This is a genomic window from Arsenicicoccus bolidensis DSM 15745 (genome assembly GCF_000426385.1).
GTDB lineage: Bacteria > Actinomycetota > Actinomycetes > Actinomycetales > Dermatophilaceae > Arsenicicoccus > Arsenicicoccus bolidensis.
Map to the genome: position 1 here is coordinate 21,543 of NZ_AUFG01000027.1, position 22,108 is coordinate 43,650.

Genomic DNA, 22,108 nt, shown 5'->3' on the forward strand with positions numbered 1-22,108 from the left:
CGTCAACGGCTCCCTTCAGGGTCGACGATGGTTGCGCCGACGCGGCTCTGCTCGTGCCACAGCTTGTTGGTGTCGTTGATGCTCCGTTCGGCGTCGGTGAGGTGCACCTGCACCGGGATGCCGGGGCGGCCTCCGACCTTCACGAGGAACTTTCCCCGCCCTGGCGGGGCGGCCTCTCGGCCGGTGTGTGGGTCCCAGGCTGGTGGGTCCTGCCAGCCGATGAGCATCTGCTGCTCGGCGCGGCTCAGCGGCACCGCGGAGGTGAGCAGCGGCATCTCGGCTCCGGGCAGGCCCCCGCAGATCACCATGCCCGCCCGCTCGACGAACCCCTTGGCCTTCATGCGGTCCTCCTCGGAGGGCAGGGCGAGCAGGTCGCTCATCGTGTGGCTGACCATGGCCATCCCGACGCCTCGCTGGCGGTTGAGCCGGGTCAGAGCGTCCACCCGGTCGACCATGCCGCGCCCGGCACGCAGAGCGCGCCACAGCTCGTCCATGATCACGAAGTAGTGCCGTCGGGGCTCCAAACCTGCGTCGGCGAGAGCGTTGGCGACGTTCACGGCGCCGAACCCGGCGGACCAGCACGCGAGCAGGGTCGCGGCCTGCAGGTCCATCTCGGAGTCGTCGATCGCGGACACGTCGAACACGACGGGCCGGTCCCTGCGCATGGGATTCGACGTGGGGCGCGAAAACGTCTCCCCCAATCGGCCGCCGGTGGTCAGGCCGATCAGGGACGCTTCCAGGTTCTCGGTGATGTCCCGGTAGCGGTTGTCGTCGCCTCGATCCAAGGCCACGATGCGCAGCTCCTCGGGGGCCTCCCGCACGACCTGCAGCAGGTCGCCCAGAACGGGCACCCCGGCGTGCTTGTCGTCGAGGATGCGCAGCGCCCGGTCAAGGATGGTCTCTTCACGGTCCGTGGGCTGCGCGGAACGCAGGATCGTGATCAACGCCGACACCATGGTCAGCCGGCGCCCGTGAGCATCGGCCAAGACCGCTGCTCGGGCCGATCCGGTGAGCCGCTGCGCCGCTGCGGTGGCCTCACCGGGGTCGAGCACGTTCAGGTATCCCCGACCGCGGCCGAGGCGGATCACCTGGCCCCCGAGCGCTTCGACCATGTCGACGTAGTCGGGCTTGAGATCACCCAAGACCAACGGCATCACTCCGAAGCCGGCCAATCCGGTGGCCATCCGGCGGACGCCGGTGGACTTACCCAGCCCCGGCTTGCCGAGGACGAAGGCGCTCGGGTTGGAAATGAGCTTGGCGCGCTGGAACCAGCTGATCGGGTCACAGCACAGCGTGGCTCCGCTGGTGATGTGCCGCCCGAAGGGAACGCCCACCATAGGGGTGCCTGATCCCGCGACCCACGGCCACAGCCCGCACACCTGCATCGTCGTGCCGCGGTACTCCGGCGGAGCGTCGACCAGCACGTCCTCGCCGCGGCCCCGCCCGAGCCAGCCACGCGGGCCGGGCCGGACGGGAACAGTGATAGCCGTGGCACCGCCCTTACCTCGCCGCAAGAGCCGTCCGATTCTGCGGGGGTTGGCGCTCAGCTGCGACGGCTCGACGCTCATAGCCGGTCCTTCAACGACGAGGGAACCTTGAGGTGCTTGGGAAGGACCAGGCCCAGGGGCAGCGCTGCCGCGAACGCGGCCGCCTGCCCGCCGTACACCGGCCGCAACCTCAACCGCGCCGTGGCGGCCAGGTTGTCGACGGCGGCTTTGGCCTCAGCGACCCGGTGCTCGCCCACAGTGGTGGCGGTGACCAGCATGCCGAAGTTCACCAGTCCCGCGCCGGCGGCCTCTTCCTGGGCGGTGGCTGCTGCTGATCTGGTGGCCAGGACCTCACGAGCCGAAGGACGGGTCGTGGACGTAGCCACGAACTGTGCAGCGCGAAGATCCGCCTCGACGATCGCCGCGGCCTTAGCAGCGTCGATCGGGCGGTACAGCAGCGTCACCCGCTTGCGGGCCACGTCCCGGTGCGGGGCCAGCAGCCGCGCCAGGATGGCGGACTGCACGTTCCCGCGGGGCGCAGTCGTCATCGACCACGTGACGCTGTAGGCATCGTCGTGGCGGTAGCCAGCCCACTCGGCCTCGGCCGCGACTGGTCCCACATCGACCCAGTCGAAGTCCGTACGACCCTCCTCGGCGTGTGCCTCGTCGATCAGCGGGGCAATGCCAGGGTTGTAGGCCACCCGCACCACGTCGCACACCTCGCCAGCCGAAAGGGGACGAGCAGCCCCTGCCCCCGTCGACGACAGCCCTCCGGTCAGCCCCGGCAGTCGTGAGGCGAGGTCCCGGCCCATCTCGACGTCGCTGCGCCTCTTGCCGGTCGCCGCGCTCACGGCGGAGAAGGTCAACGTCACGTAGGCCTTGATCACGCTCGAGCCAGCCGGGTAGAGGTCGACCACCTCGCGCAGCATTGCTCGAGCGAAATCGGGGGCGTCTGGATCCACATTGGCCTCGACCTCGCGCCGGAGCCGGTGCCCGGTGTCCGGAGCCGTCTCGATCGTGACCGCACACGCCTCAATACCCGGCTCGTCGGCCAGGTTGGCGAGCCAGTGGCCCCAGTCGGCCACCCACACGTCGACCTGCTCGGGGTCGACGAGGCCAGCCCCGTCCGGCTCCGTCGCGATGACCGCGGTGTACGTGCGCGTCGTCGGGGCATAGATCAGGGCGAACCGACGCCCGTAGGAATCGGTGTGCTCGCTGAGGCGCAACTGCGCGGCGATGCCCGGCAACTGGTGAGTCCCCCACAACGCGAAACCCAACGGGCCCGAGCGATACAGATGCGCGCCCTTGCGGGTCGCGGCCCCCCACGCCACGCGCGCGAGGCCGCGGTCGAGCAGGTTCTTCCCATGGCCATCACGCACGAGGATGGTCGCCAGGCACAGCACCAGCAGCAGGAACGTAACCAGCCCCCGCACCAGGCCACCGACCATCGTCACCAGCACGGTCAAGATCAGACCGACGAGCATGATGCCCGTGCCGAGGGAGCCGAGGCCGAACAGGCCCGACGTCGTCGGCCTGCGCCAATTCCCGTACGTGCGCGGTCCCGCGCTCTGTGCACTACCTGCGGCTGCCATCTGGTCCTCCCGAGCTCTCTTCCGCGGCGGACTCGACAGCCCCGGTCGCCGCCTTAACCGTTCCTGACACTGCCTGCAGGGCCACACCGGCGGCTGCCCCCACGGGACCAGCCGCCGCGCCAGCCGCGGCCGCTGCCCCGGTGCCAGCCGCTGAACCTCCGCTAGTGCCAGCGGTCCCCGCAGCGCTGGCAGAGCCAGCGGGGTCGGCACCGGTCGCGCCGCCCGAGCCCGTTGCGCCCGACGCGCCGTCGGCACCCGCCCGGCCCGACCCGCCGGAAGGTCCGGCGTCGCCGGTGGGCCCAGCACCCGTGGCGCCCCCGGTAGGACCGCCAGCGGCACCGGTCGAGCCGGTCGGTGAGGACCCCCCAGCGTCATGGCCTCCCCCTCCGCCGCCGTGCCCGCCTGCCAGTCGACCTGCGGCGATGGCACCTGACGGCAGCATGGCGGCCCCCGCCATGGCCGCCGTCGTCATCCCCCCGCCCGAGGCGACCGACGAGACCGCCGGCACGATCAGACTCATCAGGGCCGGAAGGGCGACCAGGGCCACCGCCATGAGGGTCAGCCCGACCACCACGCTGATGAGCCCGGAACCGTCGTCCTTAAAGATGTTCGTGCCGGCCAGTTTGAAAGCAGTCGCATAGACGATCGCGGCCGCCGGCTTGTAGAGGATGAACCCGAGCAGCCACCCCACCGTCTTGCGGAACATCGTGCGGCCGGTGTCGGTGTTCGTAGCGGCCGCGGACATGGGGAGTACCCCGGCCAGCACGACGAGCATCCCCGCCCGCACGACCATGAGGAGGATCTGCACGATCGAGCCGATCACCGCCAGCAGGCCCAGGATGATGATCATGATCGCGCCGAGACCGCCGGTGGTTGGGTTGGTCGTCAAGGCCAGGAGCTTGCCCATGTTCCCGCCGAAGCACGTCCCGCCGGTGCCCTCGACTGAGCACCCGAGCGCACCGTCTAGCAGCCACACCGAGAACGCGTCGCCAGCCTTCACCAGCAACGAGACCGTCGTCAGGCCGGCACCGCTGACCACAACCAGGGTCATCAGAGACTGCACCAGCTGCTTGCCGGGCTCAGCGCGCTGCTCCCACGCCATGCGGACGGCCCCGACGATCACGCCCATGACTGCGAACGCGATCATGTACCACCACAACGAGTTCTGGATGAACGCCACCGCCGGCGACCCGATCGATCCTGCGGCAGGGGCGATCGCCGTCACCAAGCCCACCGATGCGGAGATGATGATCGTCGCGATCAAGATGACGCCGAGCCGGTCGACATGCCTGTGACCCTCGTGACGATGACCCAACCCCATCCGAACACCGGCAGCCATCAGCGAGCACACGCAGATTCCGAACGCGATCCACGTCGCCCACCCCAGCACGGTGTCGATCCCCTCAGCGCCCGCGGCATGGCTCCCAGCGGCGACGCCACTGTCACCGCCGCCGCCCGTCAAGGTCGGGGTGCCGATATTTACCCACATCGCGCCCAATGACCCGAGCGCCTTACCCACTGCCTGCAGGACCGCATCAGCCGTCTTGGTCAGAGCATCACCAATGGTCGAGGCAGCGAACTCCTTACTCTTACAGACGGGGTCGTACCACTTGCACCCGGACATCTCAGGCCCCCGACCACATGATGTAGCCCGCCAAGGAAGGCAGCTGCGTCATCGGCGCCGGAAGGTCGCCGGTAGGTGCCAGCTGAATCTTCCAATCGCCGTCTACCCACCTGAGAGTGAGCGCCTGCGCGGCGACGGCCCCGTTGGACGTCCTCATCGCAACGTCGATCTCCGCGGAGAGTCCGTCGTACTTGAGAACGCGATATCCCGCGATTTGGATGCGGACTCCTGACGAGTCTGCCGACGCAGGGGGCTGGTTCAGGGCCGCATCCCGGCCCGGGCCAGGGACAGTCGAGCGTTCAGTCATCTTCTGACCGAGCAAAGCAGCTTGGCTGCCCATGGCTAGAAGATTCGCCGCAGCCACCAGCGCGCCGGTGGGCGTGCGGGCGTAGCAGCTGCGGTAGCCATCCTCGTCGATCTTGCCGGGGCCCTGCCCCTCAATGGCTGGCGCAGCGGTCGTTCCGACGAGCGTCCAGGTCGCGACGGGCGGTGAGGCGACCGTCCCCGACGTTTGCACCTGCTTGAGACCGCACACGCTTCCCGCCGCTGCGGCGGTGGTCGGCGGTGGCGGGGCCGTCGGAGAGGGCGGCGCCGCAGGCGTGTCCGGCTTGCCGCCGAGCATATTCGTGAGGGTGAGTACCAGCCCCAGGATGACGATGGTCGCGATGACCACCGTGGCCCCCAGGACCTTCCTCGAGGGGCCGGACTGTTGGCTGGAGTTCTGGACCGCATTGCTGGTCATCGCGTCGGCTCCTCTCGTCGTCGGTCGGGATCAGGTGGCCAGGAACCCGACGATGGCGAACGCGGCGGAGACGACCAGGACGCCGCCCAGCACCCAACCGATGCCGGCGGCGTGCTCCCCGCCCTCACCGCGGCGGTTGCCGATCGCCATCTTCACGCCAGCGAAGATGAGGGCCATCACCAAGATCCCCAGGGCGATCCACTTGCCCCAGCCCATGATCGTGGTGAAGTTCTGGAAGCCAGGCGGAGCGGAACCGCCACCGGGGTCAGGCACGTCCATGGGGGCCAGCGCCACGATGCTGAACAGGCTCATGACTTCTCCTCAGAGATGGATGGGACAGCGCCGCCGTGCGACGGTGCTGCGAGTGAGCGCAGAGCGCTCACAAGATTGGAGACGGGTCGAGGGACGTGCTCCCCTACGGGAGCACCTAGCCGCCAGGCCTCGACCCACGGCACGTGCCAGACACGGGGCGCGCCACCGCCGACCACCTTGGCCAGGTCGCGGATCGGCGCCGGGAGCTTCCCGGGGGCGTCGGCCACCAGGACCAAACCCAGCAGCTCGACGGAATCACCAGCCCCCGATGCGGCCCACTGCGTCAGGGCGGACCGTGCCGCCAGCAAGCCACGCACGCTGGTGCGGGCGACTATGACGCACGCGGCGGACTGGCCAGGGTCCAGCTCGGGCCAGCTATGCTCGGCGGCTGCCCATCCCTCGTCGAGGTCGGCCAGCGTGGACTCTCCCGCGCCACCGTGCGCGCCGACCACCCACAGTGCGACTGATGCATCCTTGCGGGTGATCGGCAGCGGGTCCTCGGGCATCGAGACATGCGGCTGCGGCGCTAGCGGCCCAGTGGGCCTCTCCGTGGGCACTGGGGCCTCATCGGGCACCGGCGCAGATCCTGCCGGGTCGGACGGCAGCCAGTCGCGCCAGTCCTCGCCAACGCTCGGCTGCTCACGCACGCCACTCGGCGACGCGTCCACCCATGCGTTCCCCTGCGTCATCTCTGCGCCTCCTAGGCCGATAATCAGGTCTCGATCGACCGCTTAGCCCCTTGTGCGCACCACGATACACCACCGTGCACTAGCGACCCTGTTAATCCCACGAAAGGCCTATCCATGTACTTGCGCCCCTCATCGGCTACCATCGCCCCATGTCGAATCGTTCGCGGAGGTGGGTCGCTGTGACCTCGCGCCTCGAGGAACTCTTCGACGACCTTCCGAAGAAGCTCGACGTCCCCCAGGTGGCAGAGCTGCTCGGGATGACCAAGAAGGGGGTCTATCAGTGGATTCACCAAGGCGTGATTCCCGCCTACAAACTAGGCGCGACGTGGATCATTCTCCGAGACGAGCTCCGAGACGCGATCGCCTCGGGCTCGAACGTAACCCATCGCACAGGTCTCGACGCGGCCGAAAGCGGCCATTCAGAGGACGGCGATTAGGTGCTTCTGCGGCAGCCGTTACAAGTGTGACATTGGCTGTCGTGATCTTTCTCTCTTCCTGCAACACCTCGGCTCCGGCCCCCTCTGACGCGCCCTCTACCAGTGCAGACGGCGGCATCGTAGTCCCTATCGGCGTGTCGAGCGCGCGTCCTGGGGTGGAGGTGCAGAACGACGATGGGACGGTCCAGAACCCAGCGACAGAGACGCCGCTGGTTCTGGATCTGGCCGATAAAGACAATGCGGAACAAACTGCGCTTAAGGTCATGCGTTTTTTCGCCCGTCGAAATGTCTCGGCGGAGCAGTGGTGGGCCGACCTGGCGCCATTGATGACGGTTCAGGCTCAGCAGGCGTACCGCGACACCGATCCCCGGAACGTCCCTCCGACCAAGGTCACCGGGGCTGCGAAGGTCACGCCGTCGTCGAGGCCTCAGGTGGCTCGGGTCAGCGTGCCGACCGACGTCGGGTCCTACTTGGTCATCTTGGGTCGCACACCGCAGGACCCGACCTGGCGGGCTGACCGGATCCTGCCCCCTGAGAACATCGAGCAGCAGTGATGAGCGGCGACAGCCGCCAGCACGGTGTCCGCAACCTTCTTCTGGTCCTCGCGCTGGTCCCGTGCTTGTTCCTCGTGGTGCTGCTAGGGACGGTCACGACGAGCGAAACTGTGAACCAGAAGGTTTGCGACCCCACCGGCGCGGCCGTCGCAGTCGACACCACGAGCGTCCCTCAGGGGCCGATCGCGGGGTACCGCCGCGAGCAGCTCGTCAACGCGGCCCACGTCATGGCCGCCGCGCAGAAGCTCGGTCTGACCGTCCGGGACCAGCAGATCGGTGTCATGACCGCCATGGGTGAGTCGTCCCTGGCCGTGCTCGACCGGGGCGACAGCGTGGGTCCTGACTCGCGCGGGCTGTTCCAGCAGCGCGACAACGGCGCCTGGGGAAGCTACTCCGACCGGATGAACCCGTTCATCTCCGCGACGAACTTCTTCAAGAAGGAGATGACCGTCCAGGGTCGGGAGTCCATGGAGCCGACGCTGGTCGCGCACAAGGTCCAATCAAACGCGGACCCCTACCACTACAGCCGGTTCTGGCCAGCGGCCCAAGCCGTCGTGCAAGCCCTCGGCGCGGTGAAGACCGGACCACCTGGCACGGCCGCCGGCGCACCCAGCCAGCCCGCCCAGACCGGCGGCAGCCGGTACAACCTCGGTCCCGTCAAGCCCGGCACGATCACCGTGGCCAACACCGTCGGCCCGAAGTTCGGGATCAAGACCGTGGGCGGCTACCGCCCACCCAGCGCGGAGAAGTACGACCAGTCGGGGCACCCCGCCGGCCTCGCGCTCGACTTCATGACCAACGACATCCCCGATGGCAAAGCCACCGGCGACCGCCTGGCCGCCTATCTGCAGGCAAATGCCGCCGCTCTCGACGTCAAGTACGTCATGTGGTACTCGCGCATCTGGAGCGTCGCCCGCGCCGACGAGGGTTGGCGCACCCTGCCAGATCGCGGGGCCCCCACCCAGAACCACGAGGACCACGTCCACCTGTCCCTCAGTGGCACTGGCGGGTCAGGAGTCCCGACAGATGCGACGACCTCCCCCGCGGGATGCCCGCCTGACGGCGCCGCCGCGGGTCCCGGGCAGGCCGGGCCCGTCGGGTTGAAAGGCTGGGCCGCACCCGCGAAGGGCCCGATCACCAGCCCCTTCGGCATGCGCACCCACCCGGTGACCGGCGTTCACAAACTGCACAGCGGCACCGACTTCGGCGCCCCCTGCAACGCCCCGATCTACGCGGCCAACGCCGGCACCGTCATCCAAGCCGGCCCGGCCCAGGGCTACGGCAACCTACTCGCCATCGACCACGGCCAAGGCGTGGTCTCGCGCTACGCGCACATGCCCAACGACGGTCGCCTCGTGCACATCGGAGACCACGTCACCGCGGGCCAGCACATCGCCAAGGTCGGCACCACGGGCTACTCCACCGGCTGCCACCTGCACTTCGAGATCAAGCAGAACGGTGCATTCGTCGACCCGGGCGGCTTCCTCAAGAAGGTCGGCGTCAACACCAACTAGGGAGGGACCCCCATGCAGAACATCGCGATCGTCAACCGCGACGGCACCGGCACGGTGACCATCGACGGCCAGGAGCCAGTGCACGTCCAGGCCGACAGCGTCGAGAGCGCACGACGCCAGCTGCTGAGTGCGGTCATGTTCCAGGCCCGCCGCGCCGGTCGCCCCATCGACGTGATCGCCCGCGACCCCGAGTCGAAGACGGGGCACGAGCTCCGCGTCCACCCCGACGGCACCGTCCACCCCCTGACGGAAGCACCGGCCGAGCCCGACCACCCGACGCCGCCGACGGAGCTGCCAGCACCGGCCTCGATCGACCCGGCCAGCACCCAGAGGCCACCCATGACCCGACGCGAAGCCCGCGAGCGATCGTTCTTGGCTGAGGCGCGCATGAGCCCCCCGCCCGCCACCGGCTGGAAGGCCTTCCTCGCCCGGCTCGGCTTCACCTCCGGGCCCTCGGCCGAGGAGATCGCCCGCTGGGAAGACGAGCGCGCCATCTCCCAGCACTGGCCCGGGCCGCGCACCATCGCCGTTCTCAACGGCAAGGGCGGCGCCGGCAAGACCCCAGCGACCGCCCTGCTCAGCGCGATGTTCGCTCGAGCCGGTGGCTCCGGCGTCCTCGCCTGGGATAGCAACGTGACCCGAGGCACGCTCGGGTGGCGCACCGAGAGCGGACCTCACGACGCGACCGTGCTCGACCTGCTCCCCCGCACCGACGAGCTGCTCACCCCGGGCGCCCGCGTTGCAGACCTGGCCGCAGCCGTGCACCACCAGACCCTCGATAAGTACGACGTGCTGCGCTCGAACCCTCTCCTGCTCTCCACGGAGCAGAAGCTCACCCCCGACCAGCTCGACGCCGTGCACGCCGTCGCGGCCAAGTACTACCGCCTCATCTTCATGGACTCCGGCAATGACGAGGGCGACGCCCTCTGGTTGAGGATGATCGATCACGCCGACCAAATCGTCGTGGCCACGACCACCCGAGCAGATCACGCCGAAGCCGGCAGGCTGCTGCTCAACGCCCTCGCCGACCGCGACGCCCGCTCCGCCCGGCTCGCCGACCAGGCCGTAGTCCTGGTCTCCCAGGCAGACCGTGAAGAGGCCGACGCGTCCTCGATCGCTCAGGGCTTCGACGCCCTCGCGCGCGCCGTCGTCACCATCCCTTACGACCCCGCCATGCGTCAGCAGTGGCTGCGTGTCGACAACCTTGCCGCCCCGACCCAGCGCGCCTACCTGCGCGCGGCCGCCGCCGTCGCTGCGGGCCTGTGATGACCTCGCTCCGCGACACGCGCGCCACGTGCGAGGTATCTGATACGAGCGTGACTAGGGTGCATGGCATGCCACGCCCAAGCAAAGGTGACCGCGACATCATGGTGACGCGCCCCGCGCGCGCTGTTGGCGACGCCGTTCGCGCACGCGCGGCCGCCAGGGGGGTCAGCATCAGCGAGTACATCGCCGCTGTTCTAGCGAGCGACGCGGGCCTGGCCCACCTCGCTCCCCTCCCTGCCCCCCGAGACGAGTCGGAGCTGCCGATGACGGGCTGATACCCGCGCGGGGGAAGCCCCTGCATGACGAGAGCCGCCGTTGGCGCGGCGGCTCTCGTTGAAGTCAAGGCCAGTGGACAGCTGGCCCCGTTGTGAATCCCTCGGACAAGGGAGGCTTTGTGCTACCCACTTTAACACCCGACGCCTCGACCCCCAAGCCCTCGGCGCGCCCAGAATCACCCACTTGGGCCCAGGACGGGCACCAGCGGCGGGGCCGCGCCCGGCGCCACACGAGCTCGTCGCTGGCCTCGCTACGGCGCGCTACCAGCGCCCACCAGCGCCGGAACGGGCTGTCCGCGCCTCCTCCCCCGCGTGACCTGGTGGCCGCGGTCCCGGTCTGGCACTCGCGCGCCACCATGCAGCGCGTCATCCGGGTTCTGGCCGCACAGCCCTATGTGCAGCGGCTCTGCCGAGCCCAGCACATCGCGGTAGACACCTGGGCCGCGATCGCGCTCAACGACGCCGTCGACGCCGACACGTCCACCGGTCGGGGCATGCGCACCTCACAGACCGTCGCGGCCGCCCGCGTGGGCCGCTCGGAGCGCGTCGTACGCCGCGCTCGAGCGATCAGCGTTCGGCTGGGCATCCTCGTCGAGCTGTACCGCGGCCGCGAGCTGTCCGGCGACGAGCGTCGCCACCTGCTCGCTGACAGCCCTGGCCACACGCAGCGGGGCATCCCCAACCAGTACGCGATGACGGTGTGCCCGCCGCGCCAGCGGGCCCGTGTGAGCATCCCCCGCGCCGGCGAGCATGCACAGGTTCTTCCCCATATAGACGGCTTCGGCCACCTTCCCCCCGAAGGGGGGCTAAGCCTTTCCACTCACCTTCTAGAACTACTCACCTTGGCGGGCGCTGACGCGCCCGATCAGACGGAGCCGCCTCCGGCGGCCCAACAGCGACGACGGAGGTCCCCCGGCCTGGCCCTGGCGGTCGGCATTCACCACCACCCCGCCACCGGATGGCTCACCCACGACACCCGACCCGGACGCCTCGCCGCTCAGCTGACCCCCTACGCTCACGGCGGGTGGAGCAGCCACGACCTCGCCACCGAGCTCCACCACCAGGCCCGGACTGCAGGCATCCCCACCTGGCAGCCACCCCGCTCCCCCTACGGCCTGTTCAAGACCCTCCTGCAGCGCATCGACCCCCACGCAGACGTGCACCTCGGCACCGGCCCCGCCTACCCCAACGCCGCGCCATCGCCGGGAACTCGCGTCGAGCCATGCGGACGCCCCGAGTGCGACGGCCACGGCTGGATCACCCACCACGACCACACCGGCCGCGCGACCAGCGCCGCCCCCTGCCCTCACTGCCCACCCGCTGCCCGCACCGCCCGCGGTGACGAGCTCGTCGACCAGGCGCCGGCCTTTTGACAGCAAGCACCAACGCCCGGCGCCCTTCGACGGTCCCCACCGTGGGCGGTAGCGTCCTGAGCCATGAGCGACACCTCGGCCCTGTGGGCAATGGGCGGCACGGTTCTCGGATTCGCGGGCAACTATCTCGTGGCTCGTCAGACCGCCGAGCGCGCTGAGAAGACTGCTCAACGCGGCCGCGTTCACGCCGCCAAGCATCAGGCCATCGTCACTCTCCTGCATGCCGGTGACGCCCAGAACCGAAAGACAACCGACAGGGAGCTCGCGGATCCTTACGGTGTCCGTCCTGAGGACTACGCCGACCCCTGGGAGAAGGACCTCGGTTTTGTCGACCTGCGCGCTGCGCTAGCTGACGTGGAGCTCACATGCACCAGCGTGACCACTGCGGCCGCCACACGTTGGATATCAGAGGTCATCGAGTACGCCTGGACCGGGGCTGAGCCGAGCAACTCCTGGGAGTCACGCGCCGCCTTCGTCGCCGCTGCCCACATCGAGCTCGGCATCAGCTGACGACAGCGGCCGGTCGTGCCGTCAACGGCCTGAGCTCTCTCCCCCGGACTCCACCCGCCCACCGCACGCCCTTCGGCGCAGCGACGCTGGCGCCGAGGAGCCGGCCTTCTGAGCGCGTATGTCACTGGGGGTGCCTACCGTGGGGAACATGAGCATCGACAACCTCACCACGCACGACGCGGCCATGCTCCTGGATGGCCTGGCCGACGTCTTGGACCTGCTCCCCGCTCGCGGCGGCCACTGAGGCCAGCGAACGCGAGGAGGTCACCCACGCCGCGCGGCGTGCTGCTCAGCTCGTCGCGGCCAGCAGCGATGCCCCGCAGAGCTACGCAGCGGCCAAGGCCTACGGGGGCGAGGAGTGGCGCAACGCGCTGCTGCGCGCCCTCGTGGGATGGGACCAGGCTCACGACATCATGACCACCCGTTAATGGGTGCCCTACCCCGGCGCACCCTCGCGGACTGGCATCCCGCCCTCGAGATGCCGCTCGAGGTCTGGCTCGACGACCTCGGGCAGCAGGGATGGCGGCCGGAGTACACCCACGGGGGCGTGGAGGTGACTATCAACGGCCGCCGCGTCGTGCGGTACGCGCTCATCGAGCACGACCCGGCCGACCTGGCGTTGACTGAGCCCGGCGTGTGACCGCCACCGGTCGTCCACAGGTCACCACGGCGCCTGCATTCGAGTGCTCCTCATCCACAACCCAGGACCCGGCCCGGGAACGCCGATACCAGCGCAGTTAGCCTGCGGATCATGACGACCGAAACTACGCAAGACGTCCTCGACCAAGTCCTGGAACTCATCGATAGCGCCATCGAGCGTGTCGCGGGCGATATCGGCGCTGGCGCCGAGGGTGCCGAGATCTACCTGCTCGCTCTGGGCAAACTGCACGACGTCGGGGGACTCATGCTCCACGCCGGCGCCCGCCCCATGCAGGGGAGGGAGCATGCAGGCTCGCCGCTGGACTGGCTGCGCGAGGCGGAAACCCGCCTCGACGCCATCGACCCGGCCGACCGGCCCGTGGGTCTGGGGCCGGCCCGCGTGGAGCTGCGCTGGGCCGTCGACGAGATGGCCACGGCGCACTGATGGCCGCCCGGGTCGGAGACCTCGTCGACGACGCCCAGGCGCAGGCGTGGGGTCTGATCCAGCCCTTCCCTGAAGACCACAACGCCCGCGGCGCCGCGGCCGAGGCGCAGGCCCACGCCCAGATCGCCGCGTGGCCCGGCCTGGCCAAGGCCTCCATCCTCGCGCTGCGGACCGTGCCGCTAGCCGAGCAGGACAAGCGCGGGCGCCTGGCCGTGCTCGAAGCACTGACCGGGATCGCTCGGCGCGAGGGCGCCGCCTCGCCCGCCGAGCCGGCTCACCCCCGACTGGACCGGATGACCCACATCCTGGGCGCCGTCGCCGACCTCCTGCACGGCGAGACCGAGCAGGTCAGCGACCGGGCCCACGACGCGGTCGCCCTGTTCGACCGCCTCTCGGCGGCCATCGAGACGGCCGCCACCAACACCATCGCGTACTGCGACGTCGCTCACGCCTACGCTGCGACGCCGGAAGCACCGGAGGCGCTGACCTACCTCGCCGCCACCCTGCGCGCGCGCAGGACCACCCCGCCGGCCGAGCGAGTGAGCAGCCTCGACGACGTCGCCCTCACCGGGCCCGGCGACACCGGCCTGGCAGCAGCCGTGGCGGCCTGGCAGCAGCAAGCACGGGCGACGCTCGTCCCCACCGAGGCAGCGCGGTCCAGCGACGCCGTAAGGCGGCTCGCCGGCGACCTGGCACTGCTCAGCCGGACCACTGCGACGACCCTGCAAGCCGGCGCGGCCGCGGGCGTCATCGACAAGGGCGCGGCCGAGGCGGCCGCACGCAGCCTCGCCCAGGCCGTCCAGGCCTGGGCGATCGCCGACACCAGCTGGCGACAGAACCCCCGCGCCGTCTCTGGCGCCGGGCCCTCCCCGGCTCAGGACGTGGCACACCGCGCCCTACACGCGGCCGTCACCGTCGAGTTCCGCGCCGAGGGAGCCTGGCTCACCGTCGACGAGCTCGGCCAGCGACCAAACATCACGCGCATGGCCCAGGACGCGCGCCGTACCGCAAGATCCCTTGCACAGATCGGTGATCAGTACGCGCACACCGTCGCCACACTTGGGGTGGCTTGTGAAAAAGTGAATTATCCGACGCTAAGGTTTCGCTGGGCGCCGTAGCGGCCTGTATTTGCCGGGTTTGATGTGGTTGGCGCGGGGCCAGGTGTAGTCGCCGGTGAGGTTGATGTGTTCCCATCCCAGGGGTGAGAGGTACCGCAGTAGTTCAGGGTCTGTGGTGTTCTCGTCTTTGTTGAGGGTGGTGATGGTGCGGTCGAGGTAGACGGTGTTCCAGAGCACGATGGCGGCGGTGAGGAGGTTCAGCCCGCTGGCGCGGTAGCGCTGCTGCTCGAAGGACCGGTCGCGGATTTCGCCGAGCCGGTTGAAGAAGACGGCCCGGGCGAGGGTGTTCCGGGCTTCGCCTTTGTTCAGGCCGGCGGTGACTTTGCGGCGCAGGTTGGGGTCTTGGAGCCAGTCGAGCAGGAAGAGGGTCCGTTCCAGTCTGCCCAGTTCCCGCAGAGCGGTGGCGAGCCCGTTCTGGCGGGGGTAGGCGCCGAGTTTTCGCATCATCAGGGACGCGGTCACGGTGCCGGTTTTGATGGACGCGGCGAGGCGGAGGATCTCGTCCCAGTGCGCGGTGATCGTTTTGGTGTTGAGGGTCCCGCCGATCAGCGGCGTCAACGTGGCGTGCCCCGGATCGTTGGTGGGTGTGTAGAGGCGGGTATCGCCGATGTTGCGGATTCGGGGTGCGAACCGGTATCCGAGCAGGTGCATGAGAGCGAAGAGGTGATCGGTGTATCCGGCCGTGTCGGTGTAGTGTTCCTGAATCGCGAGGTCGGACTCGTGGTAGAGCAGCCCGTCCAGGACGTAGGTTGCGTCGCGGTCTCCGACGTTGATGAGTTTGCTGTGGAAGGGCGAGTACTGGTCGGAGACGTGCGTGTAGATCAGTCGTCCGGGCTCGGCACCGTATTTGGGGTTCACGTGCCCGGTGGATTCGGCTTTGCTGCCGGCACGGAAGCGCTGCCCGTCCGAGGACGAGGTGGTGCCGTCGCCCCAGTGCGTGGCGAAGGGGTGGACGTGCTGGGTGTTCACCAGCTCCGACAGGGCGGCACTATATGTTTCGTCCCGAATGTATGAGGCTTGGTGGCGGTCCAGTTGGGCGTAGGTGACGCCGGTGCAGGACTCGGCCATCTTCGTCAGGCCCAGGTTGATTCCGTCGGCCAGGATGGCGGTGAGGAGAAGTTGTTTGTCCTTGGACGGCTGGCCGGATTTGAGGTTGGTGAAGTGGCGGGTGAATCCGGTCCAACTATCGACTTCCATCAGCAGATCGGTGATCCGGATGCGTGGGAACATGGCACTGGCCTGGTCGATCAGGGGCTGGGCGTGCGCGGGGACGATCGTTTCCAGCGGGGTGATTCTCACGCCCTTGCCGGTGATCAGCACCCCGGGTAGTTCATCGCGGGAGGCCAGCTTGTTGACTTCCTTCAGTCGTTCCTGAAGGAGGGCCAGCCGGTCCTGGAGGTATCGGGTGTTTCCGTCGGCCGTGACCAGAGGCAGTTTCCCGGTGGTTTTCATGCCGGTGTAGGCGGCGCCGGTGAGAAGGTAGTCATCGAAGTCGCGGAACTGGCGGGATCCGGTGACCCACATGTCTCCGGAGCGCAGCGCGTTCTTCAGTTCCGCGAGGGCACAGAACTCGTAGAAGCCCCGGTCCAGGCCGGTGTGGGTGAAGACCAGCGGTTTCCACCGGGGCCGGATGAACGAGGTGGGCGCATCGTCCGGGATTTTCCTGGCGCCGGTGCTGTTCAGGGTTCGGATGACGTTGATCGCGGCCAGCAGGTCGTGTGCTGCGGGCGCTGCGTGGAGGTCAAGGACGGCAAGAAACGCCGGGGTGTAGCGGCGCAGCGTGGTGAAGTGGGTGCTGACGAGAGCCAAGTGGTCTTCGAGGCCTGGCCGGGTGAGTTCCTTGGCGTGGGCGATGCTTGTTGCCAGGGATTCCCAGCCGATGGCCGTTTCGATCGCGGCGAAGGGATCTTCGCCGTTTTCCTTGGCCTCAAAGAGGGCATCCCCGAGCTTCGAGTGCAGGCGCATCATGGCTGTGACGGTGGAACGGGATGCCAGGGTGGTCTGGTTGTGCTTGTTCTGCGCGGTTCGGATGAGCCGGCCGATGATCCGGTCGTGCAGCTCGATGATTTCGTCGGTGACGGTTGCCATGCTTTCGGTGGCCAGGGCGAAGAGGGTCGCGTATCGGCGTGCGGGTTCGAATTTGGACAGATCGGCCGCGGTCATGGAGGCACCTTCACGGGCAAGCTTGAGCAGCCTGTTCCGGTGCACCAGCCGGCTTGCCGCCCAGGGCAGGTCCAGCGCACGCCAGGTAGTGAGCCGGTCGATGTGCTCATTCATCGACCGTGCGTTCGGTCGTAACGGCGCCTGGCGCAGCCAGCCGATTTCCGTTAGGGAACTGTCGGGGCGGCGGCGCAGCAGCCCGTCGAGCCGTTGCCGGTGGTCCACGGACAGTTGCTCACCCAAGGTGGCGTAGATTCGCCGATTCGCTCTGGTCAGCGCTTGTGCACAGGCCCTTTCAATAATCCCGATCCCGGGCAGCGCGATCTTCTGTGCCTGGAGGAAGTCCATGGCGCTCTTCACCAGGAGCAGGCCCTTGTCCGTGTGTGCGGCCACATCACTGACGTGCTCCACGAGCTGGCGGAAGTCCGCGATGCCGAACGCGGATATGCCCAGATACGCGCGGATCTCGCGTCCGTGTTCCTGCCGCGTTTCCTCACGTGTTCCGTACTCGTCCCACGCCTCAATGGAAACGGCCAGCCGGGAGGCCATCCATGAAATCAGCTCAGGAGCCACCTCAGTGTCCTCGGCCAGCGCGATTCCCGGGTGGCGCAGCAGGCACAGCTGGATGGCAAAGCCCAACCTGTTCGCGTCCCCGCGGCGTTGCCGGATCAGCGACATGTCCCCATCGCTGGGTGTGTAGTGGGCTTCAAGGTCCTCCGTCCCGGTGGGCAGTGCCAGGATCTGGCCGCGCTCGGCCACCGTGAGCAGGGAACGCAAGGCCACCTCAGATTTCCTGTGCCGCTACGTTGCCGCCCCACGGGGACACCATCTCTACCTGCAGCGGATTTACCTGCAGCGCACGGGCACCGCTCATGGTTTCGCCAGATGCCGGTAGATGGTGGGCCGGGTGACGCCGAATTCCTGGGCAATGTGCTCTACCGTGTGGGTCCGTTTCCCATCGGGGCCCTTCTCGTCATACATTTCGCGGGCCAGCCTGACTTGGCGCGGGCCGAGTTTTGGTTTCTGCCCGCCGGTCCGGCCCCGCGCACGGGCCGCGGCCAGCCCGTCACGGGTCCGTTCGGACATCAGAGCGTGTTCGAACTCGGCGATCGAGCCCAGGATCTGGAAGAACATCCGACCGATCGCTGTGGAGGTATCGATGCCCTGGTCCAGGACGACCAAATCCACACCGCGTTCCTGCAGCGTCTTGGACAACTCGATGAGGTTCTCCAGCGACCGGCCGAGCCGGTCGAGCTTGGTGACGACAAGCTGATCCCCTGCCCTGTTGGCCGAGAGCAGGGCCTTGTCCAGTTCGGGCCTGCGTGCCAGTTTCCCTGAGGCCATGTCGAGGAAGATCTGCTCGCAGCCGGCCGCAGTCAGGGCGTCGTGCTGGGCTTCGGGGTGCTGATCGCGGGTGGAGACCCGTCCGTATCCGACTCGCATCACCAAAACGTATCACCAAGGCGGGTTCCCGTTACATTGGCGCGTACACGGGAACCGTTACATATAAGACCCCGGATTTTCGCGCAGCCTCGAACGTCAGTGGGAGTGTCTCGCAAACGATCGTTACCGGTCAGTTCGGGCGATGACATCCAGGAAGTCCCGTACATGAGGCGGCGGAGCCGTCCCCGCCCAGATGGCGGTGAGCGGGCGGGTGATCTGGAGATTGTTGATCCGAACTCGGACGAGTCGGCCGGCACGGGTGTCCTCGGACACTGCGAGGGAGCTCAGCGCGCCGGGGGCGATGCCGGCCATAATCGCGCTGCGAACGCCGAGCGTGGTCGTCAGCACGGCTGCGGGCTCGGCTGCGAGTGGAAAGCCCGCCACGGCGAGGGCGTTCTCGAGCGCTCGTCGGGTGCCGCTGCCGGTCTCGCGGAGCACCAACCCAGTGGCCGCCAGTTCACGAACGGACACCTGGCGGGTCTTCGCCCACCGGTGACCGTGCTGCACAACGACTTCGATGGTGTCGTAAGCAACAGTGACTGACCGGAGGCCGGCGGGAACGACAGGGGTCTCGATGAGCCCGAGGTCTGCGGTTCCCTCGCGTATGGCCTCGACGACCGTGCTGCTGTTGGCGGCTGTGAGCTGAACGACCGGGCCGTCATCGCCGTGAGAGATGCGCCACCGGGCGATCCATTCCGGTAGGAGGTGTTCTGCGATCGTGAGGCTCGCGGCGATGCGCATCATCTTCCCGCGATCCGTGCGGAGCGAATCGACAGCATCCGAGAACTCATCGGCCGCCGTCAGCAGCGTTGTTCCCCAGCCGACAATCAGCTCGCCCGCCGGAGTCAATCGCGAACCCCGTGCAGAACGCACCAGGAGTCGCACGCGCAAATCTTTTTCCAGTTTCCGGATGCGCAGAGACACCGCCTGCTGACTCACGCCCAACTGCGTGCTTGCCGCCGACATGCTGCTTTCCTTCACGACGAGCGCCAAGGCTCGCAGTGCCTCCAAGTCCGGCCCGTTGCGCATCTTCCGCCTCCCAAGCACAAGCATAACTTGTATGGCGGACGGTATCTGCCTCTACTCGCACGAGCGGTCCGAGGAAATGATGGATGCATGACCCATGCCCAGGACGTTGCGACCGCCCGACCGGAACACACGCTGCTTGCCCGAGTCCGCGCGCTGCTGCCCGGGCTTGTCCTCTGCCTCGCCGCGGCCGGAGCATCGTACGGGGTCAGCCTGCTGCTGCCGGGAGTCAGCCCGCTCATTATCGCGATCGTGCTTGGCGTACTCCTGGCCAACGTCGTCCGGCTGCCAGCGGCAGCCTCCGACGGCATAGACTTCTCCGCGAAAAAGCTCCTGCGCGCCGGCATCGTCTTCCTCGGACTCCAACTGGTACTGACAGACATCCTCGAACTCGGAGCCCCGATGCTGGTCGTCATCGTGTGCATTGTCGCCGGCGGACTGTTCGGCACCGTTCTCCTGGGGAAGCTGCTACGGGTTCCATCCGGGCTCTCGCTGCTAATCGCCTGCGGATTCTCCATCTGCGGCGCGGCAGCCGTGGCGGGCGCGGCAGGGGTCACCGATCCGGACGACGAGGCCGAGGAAGACACCATCACCGCGGTCGCCCTCGTGGTGATCTTCGGAACGCTGATGATTCCCCTCGTCCCACTGATCACGGACCTGCTTGGCCTGGGCTCCGAGACGGCCGGGATGTGGGCAGGGGGTTCCATCCATGAAATCGCGCAAGTCGTCGCCGCTGGAGGCATCATCGGTGGCGGAGCGCTCACGGTCGCGGTCATCGTCAAACTCGCCCGAGTGCTGCTGCTCGCCCCTGTCGTGGCCATCCTTAGCATCCGGCAGCGCCGTCTCAGCCGTACGGCAGGCGAACCCGGTCAACAGATGTCGCATTCGAAGCTGCCGCCCGTCGTCCCGCTGTTCATCATCGGGTTCATCGCGATGGTGTTCGTGCGTTCCTTCATCCCTCTGCCGGGCACCGTGCTGATGGCCGGTGGGCTGCTGCAGACAGGACTGCTGGCTGCAGCGATGTTCGGACTCGGCTGCGGCGTCAAGGTTCGGAACCTCGTCAAGGTGGGCCTCAAGCCCTTCGCCCTAGCCGCACTCTCCACCGTTCTCGTCGCAACGATCGCCTACTGCGGAGTCACCTTCGCAGGCTGAACATGGCCAGCACCAGGGCGTCATTATCACCCCTGGGATGGGAACACATCAACCTCACCGGTGACTACACCTGGCCCCGCGCCAACCACATCAAACCCGGCAAATACAGGCCGCTACGGCGCCAGGCAAAACCTTAGCGTCGGATAATTCACTTTTTCACAAGCCACCCCCACTTGTGCGCTCCGAAGTCCTTCTCACCCCCGCGCGGGGCCTCGCCAGCGAGCTCGAGCAAACACCGGCCCCACTTTTGCGCGCCATCAGCCAGGGACGCTGGGTCCCCCTACCAGCCAACGCGCCCGGCGCCCATCGACTCGTCTCGACTGCGGCCGACGCCGGCCGAGCGAGTGCTGCGGCAGCCAGACTGGCTGACGTGGCCGTCCGACCTCCTCACACCGCCGTGGGCGTGACGCACGAACACGCACGCGGCACGTCGAGGCACCCCGGCCGCCCGGGCCATGATCGTCGCGTAGGCCACGAACGGTGAATGCGCCCGCGTGCACGCTCACGCGGGCAGTCACGGGGGGAGGGGGGGCGACCGGATCTGACAGTCCCGCGGGATGTGCCAAAAGCAGCCCCGTAGCCCTCGACTCATCGAATCGGCTCACCTCACGCCCTCCCCCTGACGTCCCACTCTGCGGCCACGGGCCCCCACGTCAAGCGGCTCCGCCGCCGGCTCCTCCAAGGACTTTCGGCACGCGCTCCGGTCGTACCTCCCTGCGCTTATTTCGCACCGAAACTCCTCTCCCCCACCGCCCTTCGGGTTGACGTGGGGACCCTTGTGCGGCCGCGACGGGGACAAACGTCAGGGGGCGGGACGAAACAGTGGTCAGCGGCCAAGGCCCAGAACACAGGGACAGTTAGTCCCTTCGACCTAGGGTGACTAAACAGACTATTCAGACTGTCCAGCAATGGGAGACATCATGACCACCACAACCCGAACCCACGGCCGCTGCGCCGTCGACGAGTGCACGAACCCGAGGTCGAGGTCGCCGACGGCGCGGGATCCCGTCCTGGCAAGGCGCTCGCCAAGCCCCCGGTCCGCAAGTACGCCAAGGACAAGGGCGTGGACCTCACGGCCGTCACGGGCACGGGTGACGGCGGCGTGGTCACGCGCGCCGACGTCGACGCCTACCTCGCGGGAAGCCACCGGGCCCTGATCAGGGCAGACGCCGGACGCTGGCACCTTGTGCACGGACAGATCTACTCCCAGGAGCGCCAAACGTTCGTCGTCGCCTCTTGGGCCGAGGCCTGCAACGAGCACCGCGACACCGTCGCCGCTGCGGTGTGCGCCGACGTCGACGACTGGCGCGACCGCTGGGAGGTCCAGATAGCGACCTATGACTACGCCTCCCCCGAGGCCGGCGGGACCACCCGGACCGCCCACGGAGCCGGCACCTTCCAAGACCGGCTGTTCTGACGCGCACCCGACAGGCCACACCGCATCGAAAAGGAGGCCACGACCGTGATGCAGCACGAGCAGCAGCGGGAGGCCGCCGCAAGGCGGAACCGGACCGACGCTGCCGACGAGCTCGAGCAGGCCCTGCGGCAGGAGCGCGATCTCGGCCTGGACGTCAACGGCATCCATGACGCGGCCCGAGCCGCCCCCCCCCTCAGCAGTCCTCGCGCGGCTAGACCGCATGGACCAACTACACACCATTGACATGGTCGCGGCGCTTGCCCAATCGCCGGAGGCCAAGCCACCGGCCATACCGACCGTAGCCGGCTGGGGAAAGACGGGCTGGTGAGGACG

Annotated in this window: 20 protein-coding genes; 11 read left to right on the forward strand and 9 right to left on the reverse strand. The window is 68.2% G+C overall.

Annotated elements, in window-relative coordinates; all coding sequences use genetic code 11:
- Positions 1-2 precede the first annotated feature (2 nt).
- Genes K313_RS0113840 through K313_RS24815 form a run of 6 tightly spaced genes read right to left on the reverse strand, consistent with a single transcriptional unit; the run spans position 3 to position 6,446 of the window.
- Positions 3-1,568, reverse strand: a complete 1,566-nt coding sequence (locus tag K313_RS0113840; protein WP_029212104.1) for an ATP/GTP-binding protein — start codon at positions 1,566-1,568, stop codon at positions 3-5.
- Positions 1,565-3,079: an SCO6880 family protein gene (locus K313_RS0113845; protein WP_029212105.1), complete on the reverse strand. Its 1,515-nt coding sequence runs from the start codon at positions 3,077-3,079 to the stop codon at positions 1,565-1,567. Before K313_RS0113845 ends, K313_RS0113840 begins: the two co-directional genes overlap by 4 nt.
- Positions 3,063-4,703, reverse strand: coding sequence for a hypothetical protein (locus K313_RS21170; protein ID WP_029212106.1), 1,641 nt, complete (start codon positions 4,701-4,703; stop codon positions 3,063-3,065). The genes K313_RS0113845 and K313_RS21170 overlap by 17 nt, the downstream gene beginning before the upstream one ends.
- Before the next feature lies 1 nt (position 4,704).
- Positions 4,705-5,445: a DUF8175 domain-containg protein gene (locus tag K313_RS0113855; RefSeq protein WP_029212107.1), complete on the reverse strand. Its 741-nt coding sequence runs from the start codon at positions 5,443-5,445 to the stop codon at positions 4,705-4,707.
- Between the two features lie 30 nt (positions 5,446-5,475).
- Positions 5,476-5,757: a hypothetical protein gene (locus tag K313_RS0113860; protein WP_029212108.1), complete on the reverse strand. Its 282-nt coding sequence runs from the start codon at positions 5,755-5,757 to the stop codon at positions 5,476-5,478.
- Complete coding sequence (locus K313_RS24815; RefSeq protein ID WP_338021333.1) at positions 5,754-6,446, reverse strand: DUF6668 family protein; 693 nt, start codon at positions 6,444-6,446, stop codon at positions 5,754-5,756. Before K313_RS24815 ends, K313_RS0113860 begins: the two co-directional genes overlap by 4 nt.
- Before the next feature lie 179 nt (positions 6,447-6,625).
- Between K313_RS24815 and K313_RS21175 the strand changes: the two genes are divergently transcribed.
- The 9 genes from K313_RS21175 to K313_RS0113920 all read left to right on the forward strand — a co-directional run bounded on the left by K313_RS21175 (position 6,626) and on the right by K313_RS0113920 (position 14,577).
- Positions 6,626-6,883 carry a helix-turn-helix domain-containing protein gene (locus K313_RS21175; RefSeq protein ID WP_051274147.1) on the forward strand — a complete coding sequence of 86 codons (258 nt, stop codon included), beginning with the start codon at positions 6,626-6,628 and terminating at the stop codon, positions 6,881-6,883.
- 41 nt (positions 6,884-6,924) lie between these two features.
- The gene (locus tag K313_RS0113875; RefSeq protein WP_156911404.1) at positions 6,925-7,437 is read left to right on the forward strand and encodes a hypothetical protein; all 513 of its coding nucleotides are present in this window, start codon (positions 6,925-6,927) and stop codon (positions 7,435-7,437) included.
- Positions 7,437-8,951, forward strand: coding sequence for a M23 family metallopeptidase (locus K313_RS22505; protein ID WP_029212112.1), 1,515 nt, complete (start codon positions 7,437-7,439; stop codon positions 8,949-8,951). Before K313_RS0113875 ends, K313_RS22505 begins: the two co-directional genes overlap by 1 nt.
- Positions 8,952-8,963: 12 nt before the next feature.
- Positions 8,964-10,217 carry a MinD/ParA family ATP-binding protein gene (locus tag K313_RS0113885; RefSeq protein ID WP_029212113.1) on the forward strand — a complete coding sequence of 418 codons (1,254 nt, stop codon included), beginning with the start codon at positions 8,964-8,966 and terminating at the stop codon, positions 10,215-10,217.
- Positions 10,218-10,812: 595 nt separating this feature from the next.
- Positions 10,813-11,865, forward strand: coding sequence for a hypothetical protein (locus tag K313_RS0113895; RefSeq protein ID WP_029212114.1), 1,053 nt, complete (start codon positions 10,813-10,815; stop codon positions 11,863-11,865).
- Positions 11,866-11,928: 63 nt separating this feature from the next.
- Positions 11,929-12,375, forward strand: coding sequence for a hypothetical protein (locus K313_RS0113900; protein WP_029212115.1), 447 nt, complete (start codon positions 11,929-11,931; stop codon positions 12,373-12,375).
- A gap of 427 nt (positions 12,376-12,802) precedes the next feature.
- On the forward strand, positions 12,803-13,015 hold the full coding sequence (locus K313_RS0113910) for a hypothetical protein (protein ID WP_029212117.1): 213 nt from the start codon (positions 12,803-12,805) through the stop codon (positions 13,013-13,015).
- A gap of 111 nt (positions 13,016-13,126) precedes the next feature.
- Complete coding sequence (locus K313_RS0113915) at positions 13,127-13,459, forward strand: hypothetical protein (protein ID WP_029212118.1); 333 nt, start codon at positions 13,127-13,129, stop codon at positions 13,457-13,459.
- Entirely contained in the window at positions 13,459-14,577 is a 1,119-nt protein-coding gene (locus K313_RS0113920; protein WP_029212119.1) for a hypothetical protein, read from the forward strand. Before K313_RS0113915 ends, K313_RS0113920 begins: the two co-directional genes overlap by 1 nt.
- On the opposite strand, the gene K313_RS0113925 is transcribed toward K313_RS0113920, so the two are convergent.
- The 3 genes from K313_RS0113925 to K313_RS0113935 form a co-directional block, all read right to left on the reverse strand.
- Positions 14,554-17,520, reverse strand: a complete 2,967-nt coding sequence (locus tag K313_RS0113925; protein WP_029212120.1) for a Tn3 family transposase — start codon at positions 17,518-17,520, stop codon at positions 14,554-14,556. The genes K313_RS0113920 and K313_RS0113925 overlap by 24 nt on opposite strands.
- An 87-nt stretch (positions 17,521-17,607) precedes the next feature.
- Complete coding sequence (locus K313_RS0113930) at positions 17,608-18,180, reverse strand: recombinase family protein (RefSeq protein WP_029212121.1); 573 nt, start codon at positions 18,178-18,180, stop codon at positions 17,608-17,610.
- A 123-nt stretch (positions 18,181-18,303) separates the two neighbouring features.
- Positions 18,304-19,209: a LysR family transcriptional regulator gene (locus tag K313_RS0113935; protein WP_016996892.1), complete on the reverse strand. Its 906-nt coding sequence runs from the start codon at positions 19,207-19,209 to the stop codon at positions 18,304-18,306.
- A gap of 87 nt (positions 19,210-19,296) precedes the next feature.
- Here K313_RS0113935 and K313_RS0113940 point away from each other — a divergent pair, with 87 nt between their 5' ends.
- Together K313_RS0113940 and K313_RS24905 are read left to right on the forward strand one after the other, a co-directional pair.
- Positions 19,297-20,358: a YeiH family protein gene (locus K313_RS0113940; protein ID WP_029212122.1), complete on the forward strand. Its 1,062-nt coding sequence runs from the start codon at positions 19,297-19,299 to the stop codon at positions 20,356-20,358.
- A gap of 964 nt (positions 20,359-21,322) precedes the next feature.
- The gene (locus tag K313_RS24905; RefSeq protein WP_029212123.1) at positions 21,323-21,775 is read left to right on the forward strand and encodes an E3 binding domain-containing protein; all 453 of its coding nucleotides are present in this window, start codon (positions 21,323-21,325) and stop codon (positions 21,773-21,775) included.
- Positions 21,776-22,108: the final 333 nt, after the last annotated feature.

Bases quoted from the DNA above. Each gene is read 5' to 3' on its own strand.
- K313_RS0113840 (WP_029212104.1), bottom strand. From the start codon at position 1,568: ATGAGCGTCGAGCCGTCGCAGCTGAGCGCCAACCCCCGCAGAATCGGA.
- K313_RS0113845 (WP_029212105.1), bottom strand. From the start codon at position 3,079: ATGGCAGCCGCAGGTAGTGCACAGAGCGCGGGACCGCGCACGTACGGG.
- K313_RS21170 (WP_029212106.1), bottom strand. From the start codon at position 4,703: ATGTCCGGGTGCAAGTGGTACGACCCCGTCTGTAAGAGTAAGGAGTTC.
- K313_RS0113855 (WP_029212107.1), bottom strand. From the start codon at position 5,445: ATGACCAGCAATGCGGTCCAGAACTCCAGCCAACAGTCCGGCCCCTCG.
- K313_RS0113860 (WP_029212108.1), bottom strand. From the start codon at position 5,757: ATGAGCCTGTTCAGCATCGTGGCGCTGGCCCCCATGGACGTGCCTGAC.
- K313_RS24815 (WP_338021333.1), bottom strand. From the start codon at position 6,446: ATGACGCAGGGGAACGCATGGGTGGACGCGTCGCCGAGTGGCGTGCGT.
- K313_RS22505 (WP_029212112.1), top strand. From the start codon at position 7,437: ATGAGCGGCGACAGCCGCCAGCACGGTGTCCGCAACCTTCTTCTGGTC.
- K313_RS0113885 (WP_029212113.1), top strand. From the start codon at position 8,964: ATGCAGAACATCGCGATCGTCAACCGCGACGGCACCGGCACGGTGACC.
- K313_RS0113900 (WP_029212115.1), top strand. From the start codon at position 11,929: ATGAGCGACACCTCGGCCCTGTGGGCAATGGGCGGCACGGTTCTCGGA.
- K313_RS0113910 (WP_029212117.1), top strand. From the start codon at position 12,803: ATGGGTGCCCTACCCCGGCGCACCCTCGCGGACTGGCATCCCGCCCTC.
- K313_RS0113915 (WP_029212118.1), top strand. From the start codon at position 13,127: ATGACGACCGAAACTACGCAAGACGTCCTCGACCAAGTCCTGGAACTC.
- K313_RS0113920 (WP_029212119.1), top strand. From the start codon at position 13,459: ATGGCCGCCCGGGTCGGAGACCTCGTCGACGACGCCCAGGCGCAGGCG.
- K313_RS0113930 (WP_029212121.1), bottom strand. From the start codon at position 18,180: ATGCGAGTCGGATACGGACGGGTCTCCACCCGCGATCAGCACCCCGAA.
- K313_RS0113935 (WP_016996892.1), bottom strand. From the start codon at position 19,209: ATGCGCAACGGGCCGGACTTGGAGGCACTGCGAGCCTTGGCGCTCGTC.
- K313_RS0113940 (WP_029212122.1), top strand. From the start codon at position 19,297: ATGACCCATGCCCAGGACGTTGCGACCGCCCGACCGGAACACACGCTG.